Genomic DNA, 24,387 nt, shown 5'->3' with positions numbered 1-24,387 from the left:
TCAGACAAGAGAGTCGGTTTTGAATTGGAGTCTGATTTAAGGGTTCACTTTGTTGCATGAGATTTAAGTTTTTTAATCGATACAGTTTGTTTGAAAGGCAACCTTTTCTCAGATGCCCCATGGGCCCCAGTTTAAATGGACTGAATTTGATACGATCCGTTCTGCACTAAAAAAACTTGTGATAAGAGTAGGTAACTGCAGCTTTATAAATGGTTTAAGAATAGTTACGGTTTATAGCTCTGGAGCAGTGCTCACGCTGATTTACAAAGTATATAATAAGGCATCAGACAACCGACCTTTGCATTTTTTAATAGATGGAGTGTTTCGATTATGTTCGCTAACTGGAAGAATCTGCTGATTATCAGTGTGCTTCTTTTATCTTTTACCGACGTTTCTGTGGCTGGATTTTCGCAAACGGCAATCTCATCAGATGCGGGAATCGTGATCCGGCTCAAGCAGCCTCGTGTAACACAACAGAAGTTGACATCCATCATGAATCAGGTGGACGAGTCTCTGAGTACGATTTTGGGAGCAAATCTACGGACGTTTCTGGGGCGTTCTATTTCCAACCCCACTCTGGCAGGTGTCGACAATACACGTGACATGTGTGTGGGGGTTTTTCTCAGTCAGACGAAACGGCCCGGGTTGCTATATGTAATACCTGTTACGGATGAGACGGCATTCAAGGCCGGCCTCGGTGAAAACTATAAAAGTGTCGTTCGGGAAAAATGGATCATTTATAGCGAAGATCAGAGGCTTGTTGATCAGGCGCTGGAGGTCATCAAAGATTCGAATCAGAATTTCCAGGCCTTGATGAGCGACGAAGCAAAAGCAATATTTGCGACAGGAGATTTATCTGTCTATGTTAATTCAGAGAAACTGGTCACGATTTACCAGACTCAGCTGCAACTGGCCGGGCAGCAGCTAGAGCAAACTTTAAATCAGATTTCGAAATCGATAAAAACGTCACCTGGTGTGAACACGGAACCGATTCTAGCCATGTACTCAGCATTGGGTAAAGGAGCTCTACAGGCTGTACAGGACTCCCATAGTTACACAACTGCACTCACCGTCGAACAGGAGGGCATCGGGCTGGAAAGTCTGTTTGAAGTCATATCAGATTCACAGACCGATCATCTTTTTCAGAAAAACCCACCTCAGAAATTTGAACAACTGGGGCAATTTCCTGCCGGTCAGCTGGCGTATTTCGCCGGTGCCGGGAATACGGATGCCCTGATTACCTGGGGAATGAATTTTACGGCGCAGATGTTTGATGAAACCGCTGAGAATCAGGAGGCTCGTCAGAAGTTTGACTCGATTGTGAAAGCGATTCGCAGTTTGAAATATGGGAGTTATTATTTCTCATTCGAATTAGGCAGACTGTCGGAAGGTGTGTTGAATGCCTACACGGTTTCAGAAGTTTCTCCATCTGCCGAAATGCGAAAATATACTCGTCAGATGATGGCCATGCTGAAAAATATGTCACTCCCCGGCGTCAAACAGGAAATCAAGTATACTCCTGACGCTGAAAAAATCGGCGATGAAACAGTAGACTTGACTGTCATCAAACAGGAGGTTGATCCCGAGTCTGATCCGCTGCGGATTCAGAAACGAATGCTGGAAATTCTGTACGGAGCAGAGGGAATTACGAATCGTATGGCTTACCCCGAAGGAAAAGTACTGCAGGCAATGGGGGGAACGGCTTCGATGGAAAAATTACTGATGGCCCTGAATGCCCCATCCGATTCGAGACAGATTGCACAAAATCAACCTGCTTTCAAATCGGCTCTAAGTAAAGGTTTGGAGCGGTCCAATCTGCTGGCCTTGATCGATGTGCCAATGATCCTGACAAAAATCATTGACATATTGGCCGATCTTCAACATCAGAAAGCACTTTTTCCAACAGATCTGAAGGAAAAACAGGGGATTGAAGTATCTTACCTGACTTTCAGCCTGGCGACAGGTCAGCAGTTTCTCAGGACCAAAACCTATGTTCCGGTTCAGAATTTGAAAAGCGGCTTCAAACTATTTACTGTTTACTCAGCCAGAAGAGAGAGAATCCAACCTGCGAACTGAAAAAAGCGTGAAAACAGTTATGAGAAAATAACCATCACCTTAGTAGTGATAAGTTGTTGATATCAAAAGGGATGTGCGAAGATGCGATGGTCAGGATTCACTAACGAATGGTGGAAAAATGAACATTTTTGCAAATCATCTCTTGAAAGATTCGACATTTTACCGAAAACTGTCAAAAATACGCGAACCTTTGTCAGCCATGCTCAGTCTAGCTGATGTAGGAGAATTCCTGATTTATGAGTTGGGGATTTTCTGTAAATTATTTGTGAACGGTATTGTTCCGTTTTTTCCTTTCGAGGTAGTAACCTCGCTTTTTTAGTCTCTTTCTCTGCGGTTTAACGCAGGAGGTGCACTGATGATTTTCAATAAACAGAATCGTCGTTTCGTCGTCAAAGCAATTAACAACAGCGCGTTTGTCAAAGCAGCTGTCGTGAAAGCCATCGATGTCGTCCGTGCCGCCCTCCTTCTGGATTCGTTAAGCCCTCTAAGTGGAGAACGATTGTCGGAATCCGGTGGTATGCCGGGGACCCCCCCGATGGGTTGGCATTGTTGTCAACATCAACCATCAATGCATTCGCTATATCAAAGATATACGCGGATAACGGGTACCCAAACCACTGTGACCGGAACTGCTTCGTAGGCAGTCTCCCATTCCCTGCTTTTTAGCAGAAAATCGTTCCTCAAAGTGGTTGGTTTAACTCAAGTCGGGTTGAACTGACTGTGCCGTTTTTGATGGCGTGAGCAACACCTTGGGTGTCGTCCTGTTGGTTAAAGAATGAATTCTTTTCCTTGCAATCGACTGACTCTGATGCTGTTCTGTTCTCACTTCGAAGCTGCATGCCATGTCACTTTGATATTCCTTGGATAAAAGCCCTTTTTCAGGGACAGAGAAGAGATAGTATAATGGAAGATCAGAACTTAATTGAATTAGTTACTGCTGCTCAGAATGGTGATCGAGAAGCTTTCGGTTCACTGGTGGTTCAGTTTGAATCAACTGTATTTGCGATCGTCATGAAGCGATTACGGAACCATGCAGAAGCCAGCGAAGTGACGCAGGATGTTTTCATCCAGGCAATGCGAAAACTGTCTCAGCTAAATGCCCCGGAACGCTTCGGTGGATGGTTGCGGCAGATTGCCGTCCGGATGTCAATCAATCGAGCTGTGCGTCGACCAAACGAATGCATTCAGAGCCCGGATACCATCATCGTCCTGGACGATGAACCAGAGAGTCCTCTGGACAAGCTTCTGGAAAGTGAACGGGCTACTGAATTGCGAGGTGGTCTGGAACAGCTTGGTGAAGTTGACCGGCAGACGCTGATCTCATTCTACTTCAAAGGTCAGTCCCTGAAGGAGATGAGTCACGAATTTGATCGACCCATCGGGACGATCAAGCGCCGACTGCACACAGCCCGTAATCGGCTGCGGGAAGCTTTGCTGGATCTGCAGTCCGTTTGAATGCTGATTACTGGTAACCAAAAAAACGCCTGTAGGGGGAAACTTCTGCAGGCGTTTTATTGATTGTTGTTACTTGAAATATCGACCACGATCAGGGAATCGAGATTCCTGCTTTAATCAGCAGCGAGGTCAAAGCGATCAGCGGGATTCCTGTAATTGCGGAATGATCTGTGGACTGAATCTCTTCAAATAAAGTAATTCCCTGGCTCTCGAGCTTGTAAGCACCCGCACAGTTCAGTGGTTGATCAAACCGGACATAGCGTTCAATGGCAGTTCGACTGAGTTCTCTCATTTTGAGAGTGGTCTGATTAATGTGTGTTTCTAAAAAGTCTGGTCCGAGTACTGCAATCGCTGTGATCAGCAGGTGGGTTTGTCCCTGCATTGACAGTAGCTGCTCAATCGCAAGTTCCTCCGTGCCAGGCTTTCCCAGAATCCGGTTTTCAAACGAAACCAGTTGGTCACCTCCAATGACCACCGCCTGAGGGTGCTGTTGAGCTACCGCTTTTGCTTTTTCGAGGGCCAGAACTTCTGCCAGTGTTTCAGGAGTGAATCCGGCTTGTTTGAAGAGGTCTTCATCTACATTGGGGGCACACCTCTCAAATTCTAATCCGATTCGTGTTAGTTGTTGAGTACGATACGGCGAAGTGCTGGCCAGGATGAGTTTCATGTTGTGCTCGCTCTGCGTGAAAATACTCAGTTGGTCTGGACTAAAATTAATTATTAAACTGTGTCCAGTTTTACTGTAGCGTCTCGAGGGCCATTTGGACCGAGTATCATAGATTGAGAGTCGCTATGGTTAATTCTGATGCGCTCCAGGTGCGGGATGGAAAACCTGCCGTGGGGACAGCTGTTGTTCATCCGGGTCCCATTCCGCTATTGCCGAAAGACTACCTTGGGGGCAGATCACAGCTACTTCAATTATTTCGGGAGTAGTTGGAAATTGTTCTGGCTTACAGTTCAATTTTTGTCCCTGACTGAGTGACAGCAGCTCCCGTGCATCACAGTGATAGTGGGGCAGTTGTTCCACAGCGAGTACTGCCGACTGCAAATTCTGAGCAATCATGCCGACCGAAAGCTCTTCATCCAGTTCCATTGCTGAATTCAGAGTAAAGGGGCCGATCCGAGTACGTACCAGTGCTGACATCGTGGCACCCACCCCCAGCTGTTCGCCTAGATCGCGTCCGATTGAGCGGATATAGGTTCCCGAGCCACACACGATGCGCAATTGAAACCGGGGAAAGGAAAAGTCCAATAATTCGATTTCGTAAACATCGACTTCGCGCGGCTGGATTTCAAACGATTTACCACGACGCGCCAGATCGTAGGCACGCCGTCCATCAATATGCACTGCAGAATACTGAGGTGGGATCTGTTTGATCCTACCCTGGAAAGTCGGCAGGCATTCTTCCAACTCCTGTTGTGTTACCGTTCGGCAGTCATGTGTATCGCTGATCTCACCGGTCATATCATCAGTATCACTGCGTTTACCCAGAATAAATTCACCGATATATTCTTTGGGCTGTTGTTGGATAAAGCGAATCAGCCGTGTATTAGATCCAGTACACAGCACCAGAACACCCGTTGCCAGAGGATCCAGAGTCCCAGCATGACCAACGCGGGCCGGCTTGATCAGCTTCTGGATCTGATTGACCACCTGCCGGGAAGTGATGTCCTGTGGTTTATTGATATTCAGCAGACCCGAAATCTTCAGACCTGCGCCAGATTTATTGGAACTCATCGGAGAATGTGCCCATTGTTTCTGGTGGTTATAGCAAAATGTACGCTCTGTCTTTGTTTCAGACAGAGACCCGTACTTTCTGTTGATGATAATTCAAAGCGGCACCGACAAAGCCTGCAAAGAGGGGGTGCGGACTGACTGGTTTCGATTTGAATTCCGGATGAAACTGCACTGCCAGATACCAGGGATGGTCTGGAATCTCAACAATTTCTACCAGGTTACCATTGGGACTGGTTCCGGTTGGAATCATACCCGCTTCAATCATTGGTTTGCGGTATTCAGGATTGAATTCATAGCGATGGCGATGACGCTCGCTGATTGAGTCAGCGCCGTAGCAGGTATGAGCATGTGAGTCCTTGGAGATGATGCAGTCCTGGGCGCCCAATCGCATCGTGCCGCCTTTCTCAGTAATCTCTTTCTGTTCTTCCAGCAGGCAGATTACAGGAGCACTTGATTCGCTGTTAAATTCGGTACTGTGTGCATCAGGCAGTCCCAGGACATTTCGGGCAAACTCAATGACAGCACACTGCATCCCCAGGCAGATACCAAAGTAGGGTATTTTATTCTCACGGGCAAATTTAACAGAAGCTATCTTTCCTTCGATGCCACGTTTGCCAAAGCCTCCGGGGACCAGAATTCCGTCTACATTCGACAGCAGTGCTTCAGTACCCTGGCGTTCGATTTCTTCTGCTTCGATCCGCTTGAGCAGGATACGTGTGGAATGGTGGAAGCCGGCATGAAACAGCGATTCATAAATCGATTTATAGGCATCTTTGTGATCGATGTATTTGCCGACCACTGCAATCGTGACTTCATGTTCGGGGTTCTTGACGCGGTTCAACAGGGAACGCCAGTTTGACAGATCCAATGGTTCCGCATCAATTTCCAGTTTTTTGACGATCAGCTTGTCCAGGCCATCGTCGGCAAGCCCCTGTGGAACTTCGTAAATTGAATACTCCGTATCGACCTCTTCAATAACGGCCCCTTTTTCGACATTACAGAACAAGGCGATTTTGTCGGCATGGTCTTTCTCCATCGGACGCTCTGTGCGGACAATCAAAACATCGGGCTGGATACCAATTTGACGAAGCAGGCCTACACTATGCTGCGTCGGTTTCGTTTTCATTTCCCCGGCGGCTTTGATGTAAGGGACCAGAGTCAGATGGATAAACAGGCAGTTTTCCTTGCCGATATCCAGAGGAATCTGACGAATTGCTTCCAGGAAGGGGAGCCCTTCGATATCGCCTACCGTACCGCCCAGTTCTGTAATCACCACGTCGACATCGGAACTGGTCAGGTTATAAATCGACTCTTTGATTTCGTCTGTGATATGGGGAATCACTTGCACAGTGGCCCCCAGGTATTCGCCGCGACGTTCTTTTTCAATCACACGCTGATAAATCTGGCCAGTTGTGTAATTCGATTTTCGCGAGAGAGGACTATTGGTGAATCGCTCGTAGTGCCCCAGGTCCAGGTCGGTTTCTGAACCATCATCGAGCACATAAACTTCGCCATGCTCATAAGGGTTCATTGTTCCAGGATCAATGTTAATGTAAGGGTCGAGCTTCTGCATACGGACTCGTAAGCCGCGCTGTTCCAGCAGGAGTCCGATGGATGCCGAAGTCAGGCCTTTACCCAAAGAGCTGACTACTCCGCCAGTCACAAAAATATGTTTTGTTGTGTGTTTGGTCATTTCGCGATCTGTTTCTCGAGACGTCGTTGAATAATGTTGCATGATAGGCAATTCTTCCTGAAATTGCACGCTTCAAAATCAGGAAAACCCCAGCCAGATTGAAGGAAGGGCATCTGCCACTGATTTATTTATCAATCTGGTGTGGTGGTTTAAGGTAATTGATATCAGTCACTTATGATGGCGGCAGTGTCCTGCTTGCGATGCGGATACTCACTGGTTCTGCTGATAGCGTGAGACAAATTGTGCGTAATCTTCCGGAGTATCAATACCCACTGAAGGGTGGGAGACTTGAGCGACTTGAATAGTGGCACCTGATTCCAGAGCGCGTAGCTGTTCCAGCTTTTCTAACTGTTCCAGAGGAGTCGGTGGAATCTGAGTCAGATTCAGCAGGAAAGCCCGGCGGTATGCATAGATACCCAGATGTAGCAGCCAGGGGCTCTGCTCAGGCAGGAATATTTCCGGGTTCTGATCACGTGTAAAAGGGATTGGCAGGCGACTAAAGTACATTGCAGAGCCATCAGTCCGGCAGACGACTTTAGTACACGAAGAATCCTGCAACTGATCCAATTCACGAATCGGAGTCGCCAGAGTAGCCATATCTGCAGTTGGAGACTGAATCAATACTTCTATAAGCTTGTCGATAAAAACGGGTGAGATCTCAGGCTCATCTCCCTGGATATTCACCAGAATTTCAGCATCAAATAGCTCGTGCATTGCCACTTCTGCAATTCGGTCGGTACCATTGGGGTGCTCACCTGTCAGACAGGCTTTCCCGCCAAATCCATGTACACATTCCATGATTTCCAGACTGTCTGTGGCGACGATCAACCGATCCAGCTTTTCGGAACTGGCGGCGGCTTCCCAGGTATGCTGAATTAACGTTTTACCCGTTTCGTTCAGCAATAGTTTTCCGGGTAGTCGAGTTGATTGCAGTCTGGCGGGAATAACGCCGCACACTTGCACGCGAACACCTCCTGTGTTTTATGATAGACGGCTCTTTGGTAACAATATGTCTGTTCCGTCAATTTATCAACACTCTGACAGAGACATCAAGCGGGTAACAAGCAAAACTGCAGCTTTATTGACAGGAATCTCTCGGAGCGTCGATCGCTGGGGTGACAGGCTGCTATTGGAGGGGATCTGCAGATCTGATATGTTGTGCTACGAACAATTTAGCCCCTTATATATTCCCAGACAGGATTTCAGATGGCGCATGGATTTTTAGGCTATCGCTCAACATTCATGTTGGATTTTGTTGTCTCGGCACTCATCCTGATCGTGCCTTTACTGTTATTCAGTCTCTTCACAGTCAAAATTAAACGTAATTTTTCCTTACACAAAAAACTGCAGATATTGCTGGGAGCGGTACTGCTGGTTGCGGTAACTGCGTTTGAAATCGACGTGCAACTCATGCACGGAGGTTGGCAGAATATTGTCGATCAGCGCGAGACACCATTAACCCCCGAACAGTTCCAGTACGTTCGGAATGTGTTGTATGTCCACCTGGTTTTTGCTGTCAGTACACCACTGTTATGGGCTACAACACTGTTTCTGGCATTGAAACGGATTCCTGATCCGCCCAAACCCTGTGCGCACAGTGGTCTTCATAAGAAGCTGGGCTGGATCTCGACAATTGATATCACGCTGACGTCAGTAACAGGCTTGTATTGGTACTACGTCGCACTTGTTGTCAGCAGTTGAGAGCCTCTTTTTCGATCAGGACTTTTTGCGAGAACGGGTAACTGGTCCTTTGGCTGGTTTCTCGTCGTCACTGCTGTCTTTAGCGAGGACGCGTGCGATGGCATCAAGAAAAATATCCATTGCGAATGGTTTTCGCAGATAATCATCCACGCCCAGCATTTCAGCGTAAGCTTTATGGCGCCCTCCTTCGTTCGCAGTAATCATGATGACCCTGGGAGGTGAGGGGAGCGATTTCAGAGACTCCAGTACTGGGAAACCACCCATTTTGGGCATCATCATATCGGTAATGACCAGGTCCGGGTTTTCAGATTGTGCCAGTTTTTGGCCTTCCAGACCATTGGGGGCAACAAGCACATTGTAACCTGCTGACTTGATGACACCGCTTAGCGTACTTGAAATTTCACGGTCATCTTCGATCAATAAAATCGTATAATCGGTTGACATGGTTTTTAAATTCCCTGGAGAAACCAGTTGTTTCTCGCGACTCCTGAATTAAAGTGACCCAGCGCCACATCCTCGAGACACACCTGTCCTGTGTATATGGTATGCCTCTATCAATCGATTCTCAAGGCAGTTATGAAAAACTGTCATGAATCTTAGTCTTTCAGGTGAATAGTGAGCCCTGTTGTAGCGGCTTTAGCGAAGAATTTTCTTTACTTTTTCGCCTGGTTTATGAAGGCTTCAACTTGAGCCCGGTTTTTCACTCCCGGTTGATTTTCGACTCCACTGGCAGTATCGACACCAAAGGGATGAACGGCACCGATTGCTTCTGCCACATTTTCTGGTGTCAGTCCTCCTGCCAAAATCAGCTTAGGCCAGTCGCTGTACTGATATTCTTCGCTAATCATTTGCCAGGGAGCGAGATGACCTGTGCCTCCGTAAGCTGCAGGTGAATAAGCGTCTATCAGTATGTGGTCAGGACGTTTTCCGGTTCGGTCACAGGACTTCAGATACGACTCCAAGAATGAGAGGTCTGAATCTCTGGTGCGAATCGCCTTGATGATGGTAAGTTCAGAGAACTGGTGAGCCAGTTCTGCGAGAAACTCGGGTGGCTCCTCGCCATGCAACTGGATCATATTTAAGTTGAGCGCGTCACAGACTGTGATCACATCTAGCAGTGAGTGATTGACAAATAATCCAACCAGCGTGACCGCTCGGGGGCCGATTGCTGTCTGGATTTCTTTGGCTGTGGTGAGATCAATGGAGCGGGGGGAGGGGGAATAAAAATTCAGACCCAGAGCGGTAGCGCCCAGATCGGCGACCATGCACGCAGTTTCGGGGTCTTGTATACCACAAATTTTAATCCACATCTCAAGCAACTTTTCTGGTCTTGGTGTCAGAAATCGGTTCTGATTCGTCTATATGAATTACAAAAAGTGAATTATAGGCGGCCAGCCGACTACGGGGTAGCAGTGATTGGCAGGAATTTGATGCAGACCGGCTTGGGGATTGTAATCTCATGACCTGTGGGCTGTAACAAACCGGTTTTCTGATCAATCCGGAATACCACGATGTTGTTTGTATTCTGGTTTGCCGCAAGCAGAAACGTTCCCGATGGATCAATCTTGAAATTGCGTGGCATTGCGCCACCAGTAGGCTGGAAGCCGATAGAAGTCAGTTTGCCGGTCTGCTCATCAATCCGGTACATGGCCAGTGTATTCGGCCCCCGGTTCGAACCATACAAAAATTTCCCCGAAGGATGCACTTGTACTTCCGCAGTGGAATTTCCTTTTAAGTCTGTCCCCGGTGGAACAGTCGAGATGGTCTGAATAATCTCTAATTCGCCCGTCTTTTGATTGTAGTTCATCGCAGTCACGGTCAGGTTCAGCTCGTTGATCACATAACCCCATTTCCCGCTCGGATGAAAGGCAAAGTGCCGCGGTCCGGCTCCCGGGGCCATTTTGATCTCGTGGGAGCCGTTTGAATTCGGAGATAGAACACCCTGTTTGGGATCAAAGATATATATAAGCAGCTTATCGATGCCTAAATCAGCTGCGACCGCATATTTATTCTCAGGATCCAGGTTGATGGAGTGGGCGTGGGGCGACTGCTGACGCTGGGGGTTAATACTTGAGCCGCTATGTTGTATTACCGATTTGCAGTCATCGATCGCACCGTCTTTTTTGAGCGAAAATGAACAAATTCTCCCGTTGGAGTAATTGGCCACGAGCACTGTTGTTCCGGTCCGGTCGACCACCAGATAGCAGGGAGAGCCTCCCTCGGATGCAATCTGGTTCAGAAAAGTCAACTTACCACTGTCCGAGTCAATCGAAAACGCACTGACAGCTCCGGAGGGCAGATTTGGAAAATCAACAATACCATGGGGGAAATCATTGATTTCGTTGACAGCATACAGGAATTTCTGATTGGGGTGAATCGCCAGGAACGACGGGTTTACGACATTTTCCGTAGCATCCACGTGCGTCAGTTTACCCGTCTCGCTGTCCAGCAGCAGCTGGTAGATCCCTTTGCTGTCACTGCCGCGGGTGTAAGTGCCCACATAAACCCAGTATTGATCGGCGCCCCGGGCGGTCTCAGTGAACAGGGTTGAGCAGACAGCACCTGATAACATGGTGACGTACAGGAAATATTGAGTCTGCGAGAGCATGGGTAGTCCTATTTAAGAATGCAGGAAGAATCGAGCAGGTCACGAGTTTCGCGCCCGATGGTCGTCTTTCAGAATATTTGACTCCAATCCACTACGGAACGCAAGCCTCTGTTTCGGACGGGATCTGAAATACCGGGGGTATAAATCCTGTGATTCGGAAAACGAAATGATTATACTTTGAAGCATGTTGAAACGGATTACACTACATAACTTTATGAGCCATGCGTTTACCGAGATCGAGCTGTCGCCCGGGTTAACCGTGTTGACGGGGCCCAATAACTGCGGTAAGTCAGCGTTCGTTTCTGCGCTGCAGGTTCTGGCTGAAAATACCTCTGGCGATTACATGGTCAGGCACGGTGCAAAAGAGTGCCGGGTGATCGTGGAAACCGATGATGGCCACGTCATCGAATGGAAGCGCAAAAAGAAAGTGGTCAGCTACACGATTGACGGGCAGGATTTTCATCGCCTCCGAAACAGCGTCCCGGAGATCCTGACCGAAGTTCTGCGGCTGGCGAAAGTCAAGTCGGGGGACAGCGATGAATTCGACGTGCATTTCGGCGAGCAGAAGTCGCCCATTTTTCTGTTAGGGGACCGGGGCAGTCGTGCCGCCCGGTTCTTTGCGTCTTCCTCTGATGCATCGGTCCTGATCGAAATGCAGAAGCTGCACCGCAGTAAAGTCAAAGCGGCGCAGCAGGAATATCAGCGACAGCAGGCCGAGCAGAAACAGAACGCCGCAACTCTGGAACTCCTGCAGCCAGTTCCGGATCTGGAATCGCGACTCGAAACACTCGACCAGACGTATCAGGCACTCCAGGCCGAAATACAACAGATTCAGCAGCTGGAAATCCTGATTCAGGGGCTGACCCAAGCTAGCGAACGCGTAGAGCTTTATGCCCGCCGCGCTGCCTGTTTGAGCGACTTACCGACGGAACTCCAGCAGGAAAATGAGCGTCCACTGGAAGTGCTCGTCCATCGCTGGCAGGGCATCGAACAGGAACAGCAGCGGTCCCAGGTTGCCGTCACCGCTTTACTGCCTTTGAGTATCCCGCCAACCATTGAAGATGAGTCCGCGCTGGCGGAACTTATCAAAGAGACAGAACTGCAATCCGTGATCTGCCAGTATTCGGTTGCCACACACAGTTGCCTGGAAGATCTGCAGGATCCACCGCAGTTGACCTCACCAGACAATCTGGAAAAGCTGATCGCTCGACTGTCCACGGCGGCAGAGCGGGTCCAAGTGGATCAGCAGGAAGCACAAATACTCGCGAAATGTGTTCCGCCCCCTGAATTGGTTGATGGCGCCCACCTGACGCAGGTCTGTCAGCAGTGGACCGCTCTAGAAACCGAGTTTCTGGAACGGAAACAGATTCACGCAAAAGCGGAAGCAGCGTTTGAACGCGTGTGTTCGGAACTGCGAGAGTGGGTGGCAGAGAATCCGACCTGCCCGACCTGCGGTGCAGAGCTGGAACCAGATCAGTTTTTGCAGTCTGCAGAGACCGGATTGAGAGGGCACTCGCATGACGCATGAGGAATACCAGGGAGTGCTGCTCATCGGGGATCCGCACATCGAGGGACGAGTTCCCGGGTTTCGCAAGGACGACTATCCCCGCGTGGTGCTGGAGAAACTAAAGTGGTGCCTGCAGACAGCGCAGGAGCAGAGGCTACTGCCTGTGATCCTGGGGGATCTGTTTCATGTCCCCCGTGACAATCAGAACTGGTTGCTCTGTGAATTGCTCACGCTCTTCGAAACGCCCGTGTATGGCATCTATGGGAACCACGACTGCCGGGAAAACCAGCTGAATGAACATGATACACTGAGCATTCTGATCCAGGCCGGCCGCTATCGGTTACTTTCGCCAGAAACCCCCTGGCGGGGCATCATGGCGGGGCGCTCTGTCCTGGTGGGCGGCACATCCTGGGGACAGAAACTGCCTAAAGCCGATGCCTTTCAGCAGGAAGACGAGTCGCCACTCGTAGTCTGGGTCACGCATCACGATATTCTGGTACCCGGATACGAAGAGCAGGGGCACTTGAGACCATACGAAATCGAAGGCGTGGCATACGTCGTGAATGGGCACATTCACCGACAGCTGGAAGACGTTCAAAAGGGACAGACCACCTGGGTTACTCCGGGAAATATTATCCGCCGCTCCCGTAGCGATGCTACGCAGGCACACATCCCCTCCGTTCTCAAGCTGGAAGTGACTGCAGCGGGCTGGCAGCGATCGAACCTTGTTATCCCGCATGAGGCGTTTAAGGATATCTTCCATCCCGAAGTACAGGATGAAACCGAGGAAGGACTCCCTTCCGCTTTTATTTCGGGACTGGCCGAATTACAGTCTCGCAGAACAGATACGGGGGCAGGTCTCAAACTGTTCCTGGAGAAAAATCTGCCACAGTTTGAAACAACCGTGGCAACTGAAATACAGAAATTAGCAGATGAGGTATCCAGCCATGACGAATGACCAGCCGGGAGCTGTTCCCGATATTGAAACGCTGACTGAACAGTTCCAGAAACTGAATAAACGCAAGATTGAATCCGAACGCGATCTGGTAAACGCCGAAAAGAATCTGAACGAGCTCAAACAGCAGGCTCAGGAAGAGTATGGGACCGATCAGCTGGAAGAACTCAAAACGAAGTTGCAGCAGATCAAAGATGAAAATGCCCGTAAGCGGGCCGAGTACCATCAGAGTCTGGAAAAGATTGAGGCGGAACTCACCAAAATTGAAACGGCCTACAACGCGTCCGATGCACCCTGATCGGGGCGGCTGAAATGAGCGATATGAACGGCGATATGACTTCTCAAACTGATGCGGCGACCACGCCTGCGGAACTGCGGACTCCCCTGAGTCTACAGCGTCGCTGCTGGGAATTATCCGCGGTACGCAAACAGAAAGAGAAGGATCAGGCGCAACTCAATCAGCAACTGCAGCAGACCGAAGCGTACCTGGCGATTTCAGAGCAGGTGACCGAAGCGCTGGAGACGCTGAGTGGACAGCTGTTCGAGCAGGAACTGCAGATGATTCAAGACAAACTGACCATCGCCTTGCAGGAAGTGCTGGAACAGCCACTCAAACTCAAGGCGGTTGCGGAGTGGAAACGTAACGCGGCTACCGTCGAGTTTCAGATCGAACGAGAAGGAAACACGGAAGACATCATGCGAGGGCAGGGGGGCTCGGTAGCGAATATCCTCTCGGTCGGCCTGCGAATGTTTGCGTTGATGACACTCGATGAAACAGAGCATCGACGCATACTGGTACTGGACGAACAGGATTGCTGGCTGCGGCCCGATCTGGTACCACGGTTAGTGAAAATTATTCATGAGGCGGGGCAGGCACTCGGCTTCCAGATTATCATGATCAGTCACCACGACCCGGTGATGTTTGAACGTTATGCCGATACCATCTTTCAGTTCACACCCTCTCCCGAAGGAGTCCAGGTGGAACGGATCGTAACGGACCGGCAGCAGAATGATTCAACCTGAACCGAAGTCGAGAACGCATTGAAGGACCCTACCCACTGATGTCATCGCCAACTTATAAGACCGCCCCCGTTCCTTCGAAAAAAATGCCGACCGGCATCCCCTATATTGTCGGTAACGAGGCTGCTGAACGCTTCAGTTACTACGGGATGCGGGGGATTCTCGTGGTCTTCATGACTCAGTACATGCTGAATTCAGAAGGCATGGATGATCACATGAGCGATCAGCAGGCAAGTACTTATTTCCATCTGTTTGTCGCCGCCTGTTATTTTTTTCCGCTGCTGGGATCCATTATTTCTGATATCTTCTGGGGAAAGTATCGCACAATTCTGGTCCTCTCTATGGTTTACTGCTTCGGGCATCTGGCTCTGGCCATCGATGAAACGCGCACAGGACTGCTGATCGGTTTAACATTAATCGCCATTGGGGCGGGGGGCATCAAACCCTGTGTCTCCGCGCATGTGGGAGACCAGTTTGGCAGCCAGAACCAGCATCTGCTCAGCCGGGTGTTCGGCTGGTTCTACCTGTCGATCAACATGGGGGCGTTTGTTTCCTCTTTGTTGATTCCGGTCATACTTGAGGAGTATGGACCGCATTATGCATTCGGTCTTCCCGGGGTGCTGATGCTGATTGCCACCATTCTGTTCTGGCTGGGACGCAATGAATTTGTACATATCCCCGCTTCCGGCTGGAAAAAATTTCGCTCCGAAACATTCAGCCGGGAAGGTATGCAGGCACTGCTTAATCTCTGCGTTCTGTTTTATGTCTTTCTGCCCGTCTTCTGGTCACTTTTCGATCAGACCGGTTCCTCCTGGGTGCTGCAGGGGCAAAAGATGAATCTGAAATTGGGTGAGTATGTACTGAATCCGGCACAAATGCAGGCACTCAATCCCCTGTTTATTCTGTTGCTGGTACCGACCTTCACCTACCTGATTTACCCTTTGATCGAGAAGGTCTTCCCGCTGACTCCCCTGCGTAAAATTTCGATCGGCTTCTTTGTGGCGTCAGCCTCGTTTGCAATTAGCGCCCTGCTCGAGTCATGGATTAATCGTACTCCGGATAACCCCCCACACATTTTCTGGCAGGCCGTTCCCTACCTGGTATTAACGTCTGCGGAAGTCATGGTCTCTATTACTTGTCTGGAGTTCTCTTACACCCAGGCACCCAAGTCAATAAAATCTTTTATTATGTCCTTATTCTGGCTGGCAGTCACAGTCGGGAACCTGCTGACCGCGGGGGTGAATAAGATCAACATGATTGATAAAAACCGCTCCTATCTCGAAGGGGCGAATTACTTCTGGTTTTTCTCCGGCCTGATGCTGGTTGCAGCGATACTATTTGTCTTCGTGGCTCAGCGGTACAAAGGCAAAAACTACATTCAGGATGACGGCACAGACGAATCGCAGGCGACAGCAGAAGGGATTCAGGTCCAGTGATTTCTGTCGAAACTTCCTGGCATGCTTTCCTTTGTGGATGATCCTGCTATGATTTGCACAACAAAGGAATTTACGCGAACCGGTTTCGCTTTTGGAAATAACCAATGATTTAATCTACCTGAGAAAGGAATTAGAAATGCGTTTCTCTCAAACATTTCAAGTAGCTCTCTGTGGTCTCGGACTGGCAGTATTTGCAGGTTGTTCCGCGCAGAGTGACACTCGTACTTTTGATGAAAAAGATACGACAGCATCGGCGGAAGCAGAGCATGCACATGAGCACGGGCCCAACGGGGGGCATCTCCTCGAAGTAGGGGAAGAGCAGTATCATGTGGAAGTCGTCTTCGATGAAGCAGGCCGCACACTGACAGCCTACATTCTGGGCCCCGATGCCAAAACCGCATTCCCGATTGCCGGTAAGGAAATCGATTTTGATCTCGAAATCGGTGACAAAGAGCACGAAATTCCTCTGGCTGCCAAGCCTCTGGAAGGGGAAAAGGATGGGACATCCTCACGTTTTGTTGCGGAAGGAAAAGCCATTCCCGATTCGATCAAAAAGGAAGCAGGTCTGAATGGGCATTTCCATCTGGATATCGGCGAAAATCACTTTCATGTTGATCTGAGCCATGGTGAGCATGAAGGACACGACCATTCAGAACACGGCCATGATCATGAAAAGGCTGAGTCAAAAAAGCCAGAAGCTGAAACGGTAGCTCCTGCTAAAGAGGAAGCCAAAACAGAAGAGAAATAATTCAGCAGTGAATGATAAGAAAAAAACTCCCCTGTTTAGAAAAACAGGGGAGTTTTTTTTCATTGTAGTTGATATCTGGGAAATCTGTTTAAAACCAGAAGTACCGACGACAGGTTTCGACCACGTCTCCAAACAGCACGTAGAACAGACTGCGTTCGCCACAATCAATTTTGGCACTGACTTCAGCGCCGATACGGAGCAGAGGCAGTTTTTCCTTGTCAAATGTGGCATAGGTTTCCACAATGCTGCCACTCTCTTCGGAATGATTGGCGCGGGTGGAAATTTCAAAGACTTCACCTTCGTAAGACAGTTCATTCGATGTTGCCAGGATGAATTCAACTGGCAGCCCAATGTCTCCCTTTCTTTCGGTGGCACGCAGGATATGCCCCATACGCTTTTCCTCCACGTCCAGTTCCAGCTGCCAGGGGCCATTCGGATCCATGATTTCCAGCAGAAGTTCCCCTCGTTGTACCGGGCGATTGATCAAGAGTTGTTCGATCTGGAATGTGGTTACTACGCCATCGATTGGTGCTTTGACATTCAGTTTATCAAGCCTGTCTTTCAGAATCTCAATCTGTTTCAGTATTCCTGTAATTTGAGTCTCTGTCTCGATTTTCTGGCCACGCAGTTTCGTGATTTCATCGACGGGACGTTTGTTATTATTTCCACCCTGCAGCTGTGCATTTAATGTTAAACGCATCAGCTGAAGTTCATTTAGCTTATTCTCTGTTTCCAGTAACTGCGCTTTGAGATCTTCATTACGAATTTCGATCAGGAGATCTCCCTTTTTCACGAGTTGACCACTTTCAATGTGGATCTTGATGACTTCGCCTTCCCAGTTGGTAAAGACTTCACGCTGGACTGTAGGCATCAATCGTCCGTCACAACTCACTCGATAATCGTAAGGGACCAGAGCCAGTGCGACACCCGCAGCAACGATTAGGGCAATAATAACCAGTGTTTTTACCAGGGTTTTACCTCGCAATGCAGCGAAGCAACGACCGACAAACCTCCAGAGAGGCATCAGGAAGATGCTTTCGTAATTGCGAGAGTTAGCAATTCCACTGGCGATGTGACCAGCCAGAAGCTCAGACCGGCTTTCCAGGTGGGGGCGGGGCTGGCTGTCGGTAATCTGTTCCACGATCAGGCCACCAATCAGTTTTTTCGGAGCATCTTTCATGCGTCCCAGTGCTTCTTCGTCTGATTTAATGATCTGGTCTGGTTCGAAGAGAGGTAAAATCAGGATCATTCGCGCTCCACTTTCCTGCAGGTAGTCAGCCAGAGGCTCTTCTATCTGAGGAGGAATCGCTTCATTCGATCCGGAATACAGGAACGTCTCTCTCATGGCCAGAGCTTTGTTTGCCAATTTAGAAAGCAGGCGGACAGTGTTGGCCCGTTTGTTGACTTTATCCTGACCATTGATGGCTTCAATGACCGTTTTCTTTCCGTATTGCATCGCCAGACTGACACGATCTGCATTCAGTAATTGACGACCGTCGTTGACAACGGTCGCGCCAACTTCTGACAGGTCCAGGCTGCGATGAATCTGTTGCACAAACTGGTCCACTTCCTCCCACACTTCCAGAGAAGCGTCTGTCTGACTGGCTTTCTCTCGTTCGGCCAGATAATGAGAGGCGTAGCCTGACATTTGCTCAACAAACTGCAGATAGCCGGGGTGAGCCTGCTTGGGGGCGTTGGATCGCTGAAAGATTTCAATGACGCCAACTGGTTTTTTTCGAATAGTGAGTGCTGCGACAATAATCAGATTGTCCGTCGGCAAATGGACGTCATTTTCCGCATCGGCAGAAAAGATCCGCGCTTCCGCAGTTGATAAGACATCAGATAACAGCCGCTGGTTTTTGAGGATGGCTTCTGGCTCTTCATAGAATCCGGTATCAGCCAGATTCAATTCACTTTTCACTGCCAGTCGACCACTGTCGTCAATGAGCCAGGCAGCTCCAGCAGTTGCTCCCAGTCCTGCAACTACACGTCGGAGAAATTCTCGAAAAAAGGTCTCTGCGGCCACATTAGAGTGAGCGAACTCTTCGATCTCCCGTGCGATACGAATGACACGTTCACGGGTCTGTCCCGGCGTCGGTGATTGAGTGCTTGTCATAGAGATACGTTACCTGTTATGTCGTTCGAGTAATTCCGATACCTGATTGTCAGAAGCTGAGTCACTTCCTCAAATTATACGGTATGTTTAGGATAAACACTGGTTTTTTGCCGTAAGCTCATTCTAGATTCATAATCTGGACAGTCTTACATTCTGATAATTTTATGGGAGCAGCGGGGCGATTGCAAAATTCCATTTTGCTGTAAATGTAAAATATTAGCCATGTTGCTTAAAAGAAACGGATGTTTTACCTAACCCATCCAGCAGCAAATAATCCTATAAACGGCCTTCATATTGAAAGACGGTCAAATATTCAAAGTATAACATACGTATCATGTATACCAGGTTTAATTTGAAATCTGGTAGTGACTTACAAGAATCAAGAAATGATGGGGGCTCCCGTCTGGGAATAGTTTCCTGTTAATAAAGGATGAATGGGATATGTGTGAGGGTTGTGTGGCTAAGTTGCTATCTTTCAGCGCGTCGTTACGGTCCGTTCTGTACTTTCAAATTCAGATGCGTTATAGAAAAAAGCGCTTGTCAGAGGGGGGCGAGACGCGTTAGATATTAGGCTCAGAAGTGTCTATATTTATATGTCCGGGTATTTTATCTGACTGAGGCACTGGAAAATACAATACTCTCACAATAATCCGCGAATCTGATTTGGAACAAAGTCATGAATCTAACTTTGAAGAATACGTTGATCTACTCGATGCTGGCATTGGGAGCCTGTCTGATTCAGAGCGACAACCGCCTCTCTGCAGATGAAAAGCAAGGGACTGATGCTTCAACCGCCGATCCGGACTCATCAATTACTGTCAATAATTGCCGGATTAAATTGATCGACCGGGTGATCTTGGGAAGCGATCGGCCTGGAGTACTTGAATTCGTTGAACCCAATGAAGGCGAAGTGGTCAAAAAAGGACAGGTGATAGCCGCTTTAAAAAGTGATGCTTTACAGGCAGCAAAAGCAACTGCGAAGAAAAAAGCGACGAATGATATCGAAATTCGTTATGCCGAAAAGGCGAAAGACACTGCTTATGTTGAACTGGAAATCAATCTGGAAATCAACAGGCGATTGCCGAATGCCGTCACAAAACTGGATATCAAACGCCTGACCCTGAACGCAGAGAAGAGTGATCTGCAGATCGAGCAGGCGGAGTTGGAATTCGAAATGAACAAATTACAGCTGAATGAAATCGACGCGCAGATTGAAGAGACTAAAATTATTGCTCCCTTTGATGGTATTGTTACCAAAAAGTTTCGATCGACGGGTGAAGTGGTCCGGCATGGAGATGAAGTGCTGGAACTGGTCAGCACGAAACGAGTCAAAGTGGAATCCTATGTCAATATCGAAGATACCTGGAAGTTTCAGATTGGAACACCGGTAGAGATTCAACTGGACATTCCCGGCATACGTCTTCCGATCGAAGAAAAACAGTATCCTGGCAAAATTATTTTTATAGATGTCGAAGTCGAGCCAATCCACGGGAAATCGATTCGCGTCTGGGCAGAAGTTGAAAATCAGGAAGATGATCTTAAGGCCGGGTACATGGCGACTATGAAAATATTAACTCATAAGCCGGACAGCAAGGTTGCTCAGAAGTCTGACGTAAAATAGTTGCATCACCTGTTACAAAAGACGTTACAAATTGCATTTTCCTGATTGAATTCAGAACGGGCTTATGAGCACATTAAGTGAATCCATGACATCCTCAACGGAACGACCCATTCCGTTAAGCGTGCGCGATGATTTAATCAGTAAGTGGATTCATTACAAAGGTCTCGGATACTGGGTCATCAAAGACCCTGTTTCATTGAAATATACTCGACTTCATCCAGAACAGTTTTATATTCTTAATCTCTTAAACGGCTCACGTTGTCCAGAAGAGATCAGGGATGAAGTACATCGACAGTACCCCACACTGCTGCTTACCATTTCCGAAATTCAACAGTTAATCTCTGACCTGTATCGAAAAGGTCTGCTGACCAGTGGACGACCCGGTCAAGGTGTCACGCTGATCAAACAAAGCCGGGAAGAGCATAAAAAGAAATTAACGACGACATTTAAGAATCTACTCTATCTCAGACTTCCGGGCTGGGACCCGGAAACAACATTACAAAAGCTTTATCCCTATGTTAAATGGATGTGGCAGCCCGGGGCGACGTTTATGTTCGCCTTACTGATAGTTTCTTCCTGGGTATTGATCGGTACGCAATTTGAAGCCTTTCGCAGTCGACTCCCGGAATTTCAACAGTTCTTTGGCTGGCCTAACCTGATCTATATGTGGTTTGTGCTGGGCGCAGCAAAGATTATCCACGAATTTGGGCACGGACTGTCCTGTAAACATTATGGTGGTGAATGCCACGGCATGGGGATCATGTTTCTGGTTTTCAGCCCCTGTCTATACTGCGACGTTTCTGACTCGTGGATGCTGAGAAATAAATGGCAGCGGATTATTATCGGCGGAGCAGGGATGTATATCGAGGTGATCATGTCAGCCATAGCAGTCTGGATCTGGTGGTTTACCAAACCTGGCCTGCTGAACCACCTGGCATTGAACCTGTTCTTTGTTTCAACTGTGACGACGGTGATCTTCAATGCCAACCCGTTGATGCGTTTCGACGGTTACTACATGATGAGCGATTTACTGGAAATTCCCAATCTTAGACAGAAAGCCGATAAACATCTGCGCGATACGTTTGCCTGGTATTGCCTGGGGATTGAGTCTCAGCGCGATCCCTTTATGCCGGAGACGGGTAAATTCTGGTTTATCTTCTACGCGCTTTCTGCAGTGATTTATCGCTGGTTTATTATGTTTGGGATCACTCTGTTCCTGTACACCGTCTTGAAACCTTATGATTTGCAGAGTATCGGAATCACACTTGCTGTGGTATCCATCGCCTCTTTTATTGGTGGAATCGTCTTTAACATTTACAAAATTATTGCTGCTCCGAGGGCCGAACCCATGAATTACTTCAAAGTCTCAGCGACGCTGACCGTCACCGCCGCCGTGATTCTTGGAATTCTTCTGATTCCCGTTCCCATGCATTTTGAAGCTCCCTTCATTATAGAGGGGTATGGCGTAAAGCATGTTTACACTACAGGCAGCGGCCGCCTTGACAAGGTCTATGTCGAACCGGGACAGCATGTTGTTAAAGGTCAGAAACTCGCAAATATTGTGAATATCGAAAAAATGGATGAGTTGCGACAGTTGAGCATCGATCGGGATATTCAAATAGATGAGATTGCAAAATATCGGGCTCTGGATGATCTGGCAGGTCTCAGGGTGTCTGAAGAAAAATGGTCAAATATCCAGGAACGCATTGAAGAGCTCAAAGAGCAACTCAAAAATCTTGAAGTGGTAGCTCCTGTCAGTGGAGTCGTTGTGGCTCCGGCGAGTCAACCTGAACCAAAGCTGTCGGATTCCAAGAAACAGCTTTCCCGCTGGTTTGGAACGCCACTCGATCCCAAAAATGCAAATTGTTATCTGGATGAGCGTACTCACATGTTGAGTATAGCGCCTGAATCTCGTTTTCAGGCAGTACTGTTTATCGATCAGGAATATCGGAACGACTTTAACCAGGATCAGGAAGTTGAATTGAAACTCGAACATCTTCCGGAGAAAACTTACACTTCCAAAATAGAACGAGTTGCACATGGTCATCTGGATTATGTGCCACCAACTCTATCTAACAAAATGGGGGGAGAGTTGCCTACAGTGACGGATAAAGACGGGCGGGAAAAACTGACCAGTACGGCCTATCAGGCTATCGTACCATTAAACGAAGACGTGGTATTTTTCCGTTCGAATATGAGAGGCAAAGCACGATTTCTAGTGAGTGAACTGACAACCGGACAATGGCTTTGGCGCTACTTCCGAAAAACGTTTCATTTTCGACTCTGAGCTAAAGATTACAGCAATATAAAAGAAGCGAATCAATTGCGTCTCGGAGTTATTATGAGCAATATCATAGCCGAAGCAGTGAAATTATTGCAGGCAAATCAGGCAATTAAGGCAGAGGCGCTGCTGCGACCTTATTATCCGGCCAACGTCAATAATTCCCAGTTTCTCCATCTGTATGCTTTGGCGAATTCTCATACTGGTGAACACTCACTTGGAATCGATCTTCTCAATAAAGCGATTTCTCTCAATCCAGATATCGCTGAGTACCATCATAATATTGCTGCCATTTATCGTCTGGTGGGAGATTTCGATCTTTCAGAACAACGTTATCTGACCGCTCTGAAACTAAAGCCCGATTACGCAGAAGCATACTTTAACTATTCCGCGACCAGAAAATTTAAAGCGGATGAACCAATTCTAACTGAGCTTGAACAACAGTCGGTCAGGACCGACTTGTCTGACCAGGATCGCTGTTTCCTGGGGTTTGCAGCCGGTAAAATCTTCAATGATGTGAAAGAATATGACAAAGCGTTTGCATATTACAAGATGGGGAATCAATACAAAGGTGCTTCGTTTGAGATCGACCGCTTTCGCAAAGACATAGATCGGATTATCACAGTATTTACAGCCGAACGTATTCGAGAATTGGCTGCCTTCGGTCATCAGAGCAGGATTCCTGTGTTTATCGTCGGTATGCCCCGCACAGGATCGACTCTGGTAGAACAAATCCTGTCGAGTCATCCTGAAATTTACGGTGCTGGTGAACTTCCCGATATTTCCAGTATCAGTGGAACGATGCCGCAGCATGCCACTCAAAAGATGGAATATCCGGAATGCATAACCCGTCTGCCCGAAAAAGTCTTTACCGGGTTTGCAGATGCTTATCTGCGTCGCCTGCGATCTTTCGATCAGACAGCTACGCTTATTGTTGATAAAATGCCTGGAAACTTTCTATACCTGGGTCTGCTGGCAATCATGTTTCCTCAGGCAAAAGTGATTCACTGTCGCAGGCATCCGCTTGATACCTGTCTCTCCTGTTATTTTCAACGATTTCGTCGTGGTCACGAGTACTCATTTGATTTATCTCATTTGGGGCTCTACTTTCGGGAGTACGAGCGGCTGATGCAGCACTGGCTGGAAGTATTGCCAACAACTCCTTTTGATCTACAGTACTCTGATCTGGTGAATCACCAGGAAGATGTCTCCCGGAAACTTGTTGAATGGACGGGGATGCCCTGGGACGATAACTGCCTGTCGTTTCATGACAACTCTCGGCCTGTTACCACGGCGAGTAACTGGCAGGTCCGCAGGCCGATGAATAAATCTGGCCTTGATCGCTGGAAAAATTATAATCAGAATCTTGCCCCGCTCCGGGAAGCTTTGGCAGGTACTGCTCTAAGTCTGAATTGAGTCAAGACAAACAGAG

Annotated in this window: 21 protein-coding genes; 13 read left to right on the top strand and 8 right to left on the bottom strand. The window is 48.2% G+C overall.

Annotated elements, in window-relative coordinates:
• The first annotated feature begins 330 nt into the window (after window positions 1-330).
• From Pan161_RS17360 to Pan161_RS17350, 3 genes are all read left to right on the top strand, one after another.
• Window positions 331-2,076: a hypothetical protein gene (locus tag Pan161_RS17360; protein ID WP_145229185.1), complete on the top strand. Its 1,746-nt coding sequence runs from the start codon at window positions 331-333 to the stop codon at window positions 2,074-2,076.
• A gap of 355 nt (window positions 2,077-2,431) precedes the next feature.
• Window positions 2,432-2,716: a hypothetical protein gene (locus tag Pan161_RS17355; RefSeq protein ID WP_145229183.1), complete on the top strand. Its 285-nt coding sequence runs from the start codon at window positions 2,432-2,434 to the stop codon at window positions 2,714-2,716.
• 263 nt (window positions 2,717-2,979) lie between these two features.
• Window positions 2,980-3,531, top strand: a complete 552-nt coding sequence (locus Pan161_RS17350) for an RNA polymerase sigma factor (protein ID WP_145229181.1) — start codon at window positions 2,980-2,982, stop codon at window positions 3,529-3,531.
• A 91-nt stretch (window positions 3,532-3,622) separates the two neighbouring features.
• Here the strand turns inward: Pan161_RS17350 and Pan161_RS17345 are convergent, their stop codons facing one another.
• The 4 genes from Pan161_RS17345 to kdsB all read right to left on the bottom strand — a co-directional run bounded on the left by Pan161_RS17345 (window position 3,623) and on the right by kdsB (window position 7,925).
• Window positions 3,623-4,198 (bottom strand): Maf family protein, encoded by a 576-nt coding sequence (locus Pan161_RS17345; RefSeq protein WP_145229179.1) that lies wholly within the window; start codon window positions 4,196-4,198, stop codon window positions 3,623-3,625.
• A gap of 129 nt (window positions 4,199-4,327) precedes the next feature.
• The gene (gene truB / locus Pan161_RS17340) at window positions 4,328-5,269 is read right to left on the bottom strand and encodes a tRNA pseudouridine(55) synthase TruB (protein WP_145229177.1); all 942 of its coding nucleotides are present in this window, start codon (window positions 5,267-5,269) and stop codon (window positions 4,328-4,330) included.
• Window positions 5,270-5,327: 58 nt separating this feature from the next.
• Complete coding sequence (locus tag Pan161_RS17335; RefSeq protein WP_315851550.1) at window positions 5,328-7,004, bottom strand: CTP synthase; 1,677 nt, start codon at window positions 7,002-7,004, stop codon at window positions 5,328-5,330.
• Window positions 7,005-7,172: 168 nt separating this feature from the next.
• Window positions 7,173-7,925, bottom strand: coding sequence for a 3-deoxy-manno-octulosonate cytidylyltransferase (gene kdsB, locus Pan161_RS17330; protein WP_145229175.1), 753 nt, complete (start codon window positions 7,923-7,925; stop codon window positions 7,173-7,175).
• A gap of 243 nt (window positions 7,926-8,168) precedes the next feature.
• On the opposite strand from kdsB, the gene Pan161_RS17325 reads away from it, so the two are divergent.
• Window positions 8,169-8,663 (top strand): DUF420 domain-containing protein, encoded by a 495-nt coding sequence (locus Pan161_RS17325; protein WP_145229173.1) that lies wholly within the window; start codon window positions 8,169-8,171, stop codon window positions 8,661-8,663.
• Window positions 8,664-8,678: 15 nt separating this feature from the next.
• Here Pan161_RS17325 and Pan161_RS17320 read toward each other — a convergent pair whose 3' ends face one another.
• The 3 genes from Pan161_RS17320 to Pan161_RS17310 form a co-directional block, all read right to left on the bottom strand.
• Complete coding sequence (locus Pan161_RS17320) at window positions 8,679-9,107, bottom strand: response regulator transcription factor (RefSeq protein ID WP_145229171.1); 429 nt, start codon at window positions 9,105-9,107, stop codon at window positions 8,679-8,681.
• A gap of 209 nt (window positions 9,108-9,316) precedes the next feature.
• Window positions 9,317-9,973, bottom strand: coding sequence for a phosphoribosylanthranilate isomerase (locus tag Pan161_RS17315; RefSeq protein ID WP_145229169.1), 657 nt, complete (start codon window positions 9,971-9,973; stop codon window positions 9,317-9,319).
• Between the two features lie 89 nt (window positions 9,974-10,062).
• Window positions 10,063-11,271 carry a lactonase family protein gene (locus tag Pan161_RS17310; RefSeq protein WP_145229167.1) on the bottom strand — a complete coding sequence of 403 codons (1,209 nt, stop codon included), beginning with the start codon at window positions 11,269-11,271 and terminating at the stop codon, window positions 10,063-10,065.
• A 184-nt stretch (window positions 11,272-11,455) separates the two neighbouring features.
• Here Pan161_RS17310 and Pan161_RS17305 point away from each other — a divergent pair, with 184 nt between their 5' ends.
• From Pan161_RS17305 to Pan161_RS17280, 6 genes are all read left to right on the top strand, one after another.
• The gene (locus tag Pan161_RS17305; protein WP_145229165.1) at window positions 11,456-12,799 is read left to right on the top strand and encodes an AAA family ATPase; all 1,344 of its coding nucleotides are present in this window, start codon (window positions 11,456-11,458) and stop codon (window positions 12,797-12,799) included.
• The gene (locus Pan161_RS17300; protein ID WP_145229163.1) at window positions 12,789-13,736 is read left to right on the top strand and encodes a metallophosphoesterase; all 948 of its coding nucleotides are present in this window, start codon (window positions 12,789-12,791) and stop codon (window positions 13,734-13,736) included. Before Pan161_RS17305 ends, Pan161_RS17300 begins: the two co-directional genes overlap by 11 nt.
• Complete coding sequence (locus Pan161_RS17295; RefSeq protein ID WP_145229161.1) at window positions 13,726-14,031, top strand: DUF342 domain-containing protein; 306 nt, start codon at window positions 13,726-13,728, stop codon at window positions 14,029-14,031. Before Pan161_RS17300 ends, Pan161_RS17295 begins: the two co-directional genes overlap by 11 nt.
• A gap of 14 nt (window positions 14,032-14,045) precedes the next feature.
• A complete protein-coding gene (locus Pan161_RS17290) occupies window positions 14,046-14,756 on the top strand; it encodes a P-loop NTPase family protein (RefSeq protein WP_232103288.1) in 711 nt (236 codons plus the stop codon).
• A 38-nt stretch (window positions 14,757-14,794) separates the two neighbouring features.
• The gene (locus tag Pan161_RS17285) at window positions 14,795-16,189 is read left to right on the top strand and encodes a POT family MFS transporter (RefSeq protein ID WP_145229159.1); all 1,395 of its coding nucleotides are present in this window, start codon (window positions 14,795-14,797) and stop codon (window positions 16,187-16,189) included.
• A 136-nt stretch (window positions 16,190-16,325) separates the two neighbouring features.
• Window positions 16,326-16,937, top strand: coding sequence for a hypothetical protein (locus Pan161_RS17280; RefSeq protein WP_145229157.1), 612 nt, complete (start codon window positions 16,326-16,328; stop codon window positions 16,935-16,937).
• 88 nt (window positions 16,938-17,025) lie between these two features.
• Here Pan161_RS17280 and Pan161_RS17275 read toward each other — a convergent pair whose 3' ends face one another.
• Window positions 17,026-19,053, bottom strand: coding sequence for an efflux RND transporter periplasmic adaptor subunit (locus tag Pan161_RS17275; protein WP_145229155.1), 2,028 nt, complete (start codon window positions 19,051-19,053; stop codon window positions 17,026-17,028).
• Between the two features lie 676 nt (window positions 19,054-19,729).
• On the opposite strand from Pan161_RS17275, the gene Pan161_RS17270 reads away from it, so the two are divergent.
• The 3 genes from Pan161_RS17270 to Pan161_RS17260 all read left to right on the top strand — a co-directional run bounded on the left by Pan161_RS17270 (window position 19,730) and on the right by Pan161_RS17260 (window position 24,371).
• Entirely contained in the window at window positions 19,730-20,674 is a 945-nt protein-coding gene (locus tag Pan161_RS17270) for an efflux RND transporter periplasmic adaptor subunit (RefSeq protein WP_145229153.1), read from the top strand.
• Between the two features lie 64 nt (window positions 20,675-20,738).
• Window positions 20,739-22,961: an HlyD family efflux transporter periplasmic adaptor subunit gene (locus Pan161_RS17265; protein WP_145229151.1), complete on the top strand. Its 2,223-nt coding sequence runs from the start codon at window positions 20,739-20,741 to the stop codon at window positions 22,959-22,961.
• Window positions 22,962-23,015: 54 nt separating this feature from the next.
• Window positions 23,016-24,371, top strand: a complete 1,356-nt coding sequence (locus tag Pan161_RS17260; RefSeq protein ID WP_145229149.1) for a tetratricopeptide repeat-containing sulfotransferase family protein — start codon at window positions 23,016-23,018, stop codon at window positions 24,369-24,371.
• Window positions 24,372-24,387 lie beyond the last annotated feature (16 nt).

The organism is Gimesia algae, from assembly GCF_007746795.1.
Taxonomy (GTDB): domain Bacteria; phylum Planctomycetota; class Planctomycetia; order Planctomycetales; family Planctomycetaceae; genus Gimesia; species Gimesia algae.
Note: the sequence above shows the minus strand (reverse complement) of the source record. Positions and strands in the feature narration are given on the sequence as shown.

Bases quoted from the DNA above. Each gene is read 5' to 3' on its own strand.
- Pan161_RS17360 (WP_145229185.1), top strand. From the start codon at position 331: ATGTTCGCTAACTGGAAGAATCTGCTGATTATCAGTGTGCTTCTTTTA.
- Pan161_RS17355 (WP_145229183.1), top strand. From the start codon at position 2,432: ATGATTTTCAATAAACAGAATCGTCGTTTCGTCGTCAAAGCAATTAAC.
- Pan161_RS17350 (WP_145229181.1), top strand. From the start codon at position 2,980: ATGGAAGATCAGAACTTAATTGAATTAGTTACTGCTGCTCAGAATGGT.
- Pan161_RS17345 (WP_145229179.1), bottom strand. From the start codon at position 4,198: ATGAAACTCATCCTGGCCAGCACTTCGCCGTATCGTACTCAACAACTA.
- truB (WP_145229177.1), bottom strand. From the start codon at position 5,269: ATGAGTTCCAATAAATCTGGCGCAGGTCTGAAGATTTCGGGTCTGCTG.
- Pan161_RS17335 (WP_315851550.1), bottom strand. From the start codon at position 7,004: ATGCAACATTATTCAACGACGTCTCGAGAAACAGATCGCGAAATGACC.
- Pan161_RS17325 (WP_145229173.1), top strand. From the start codon at position 8,169: ATGGCGCATGGATTTTTAGGCTATCGCTCAACATTCATGTTGGATTTT.
- Pan161_RS17320 (WP_145229171.1), bottom strand. From the start codon at position 9,107: ATGTCAACCGATTATACGATTTTATTGATCGAAGATGACCGTGAAATT.
- Pan161_RS17315 (WP_145229169.1), bottom strand. From the start codon at position 9,973: ATGTGGATTAAAATTTGTGGTATACAAGACCCCGAAACTGCGTGCATG.
- Pan161_RS17310 (WP_145229167.1), bottom strand. From the start codon at position 11,271: ATGCTCTCGCAGACTCAATATTTCCTGTACGTCACCATGTTATCAGGT.
- Pan161_RS17305 (WP_145229165.1), top strand. From the start codon at position 11,456: ATGTTGAAACGGATTACACTACATAACTTTATGAGCCATGCGTTTACC.
- Pan161_RS17300 (WP_145229163.1), top strand. From the start codon at position 12,789: ATGACGCATGAGGAATACCAGGGAGTGCTGCTCATCGGGGATCCGCAC.
- Pan161_RS17295 (WP_145229161.1), top strand. From the start codon at position 13,726: ATGACGAATGACCAGCCGGGAGCTGTTCCCGATATTGAAACGCTGACT.
- Pan161_RS17290 (WP_232103288.1), top strand. From the start codon at position 14,046: ATGAGCGATATGAACGGCGATATGACTTCTCAAACTGATGCGGCGACC.
- Pan161_RS17285 (WP_145229159.1), top strand. From the start codon at position 14,795: ATGTCATCGCCAACTTATAAGACCGCCCCCGTTCCTTCGAAAAAAATG.
- Pan161_RS17280 (WP_145229157.1), top strand. From the start codon at position 16,326: ATGCGTTTCTCTCAAACATTTCAAGTAGCTCTCTGTGGTCTCGGACTG.
- Pan161_RS17275 (WP_145229155.1), bottom strand. From the start codon at position 19,053: ATGACAAGCACTCAATCACCGACGCCGGGACAGACCCGTGAACGTGTC.
- Pan161_RS17270 (WP_145229153.1), top strand. From the start codon at position 19,730: ATGAATCTAACTTTGAAGAATACGTTGATCTACTCGATGCTGGCATTG.
- Pan161_RS17265 (WP_145229151.1), top strand. From the start codon at position 20,739: ATGAGCACATTAAGTGAATCCATGACATCCTCAACGGAACGACCCATT.
- Pan161_RS17260 (WP_145229149.1), top strand. From the start codon at position 23,016: ATGAGCAATATCATAGCCGAAGCAGTGAAATTATTGCAGGCAAATCAG.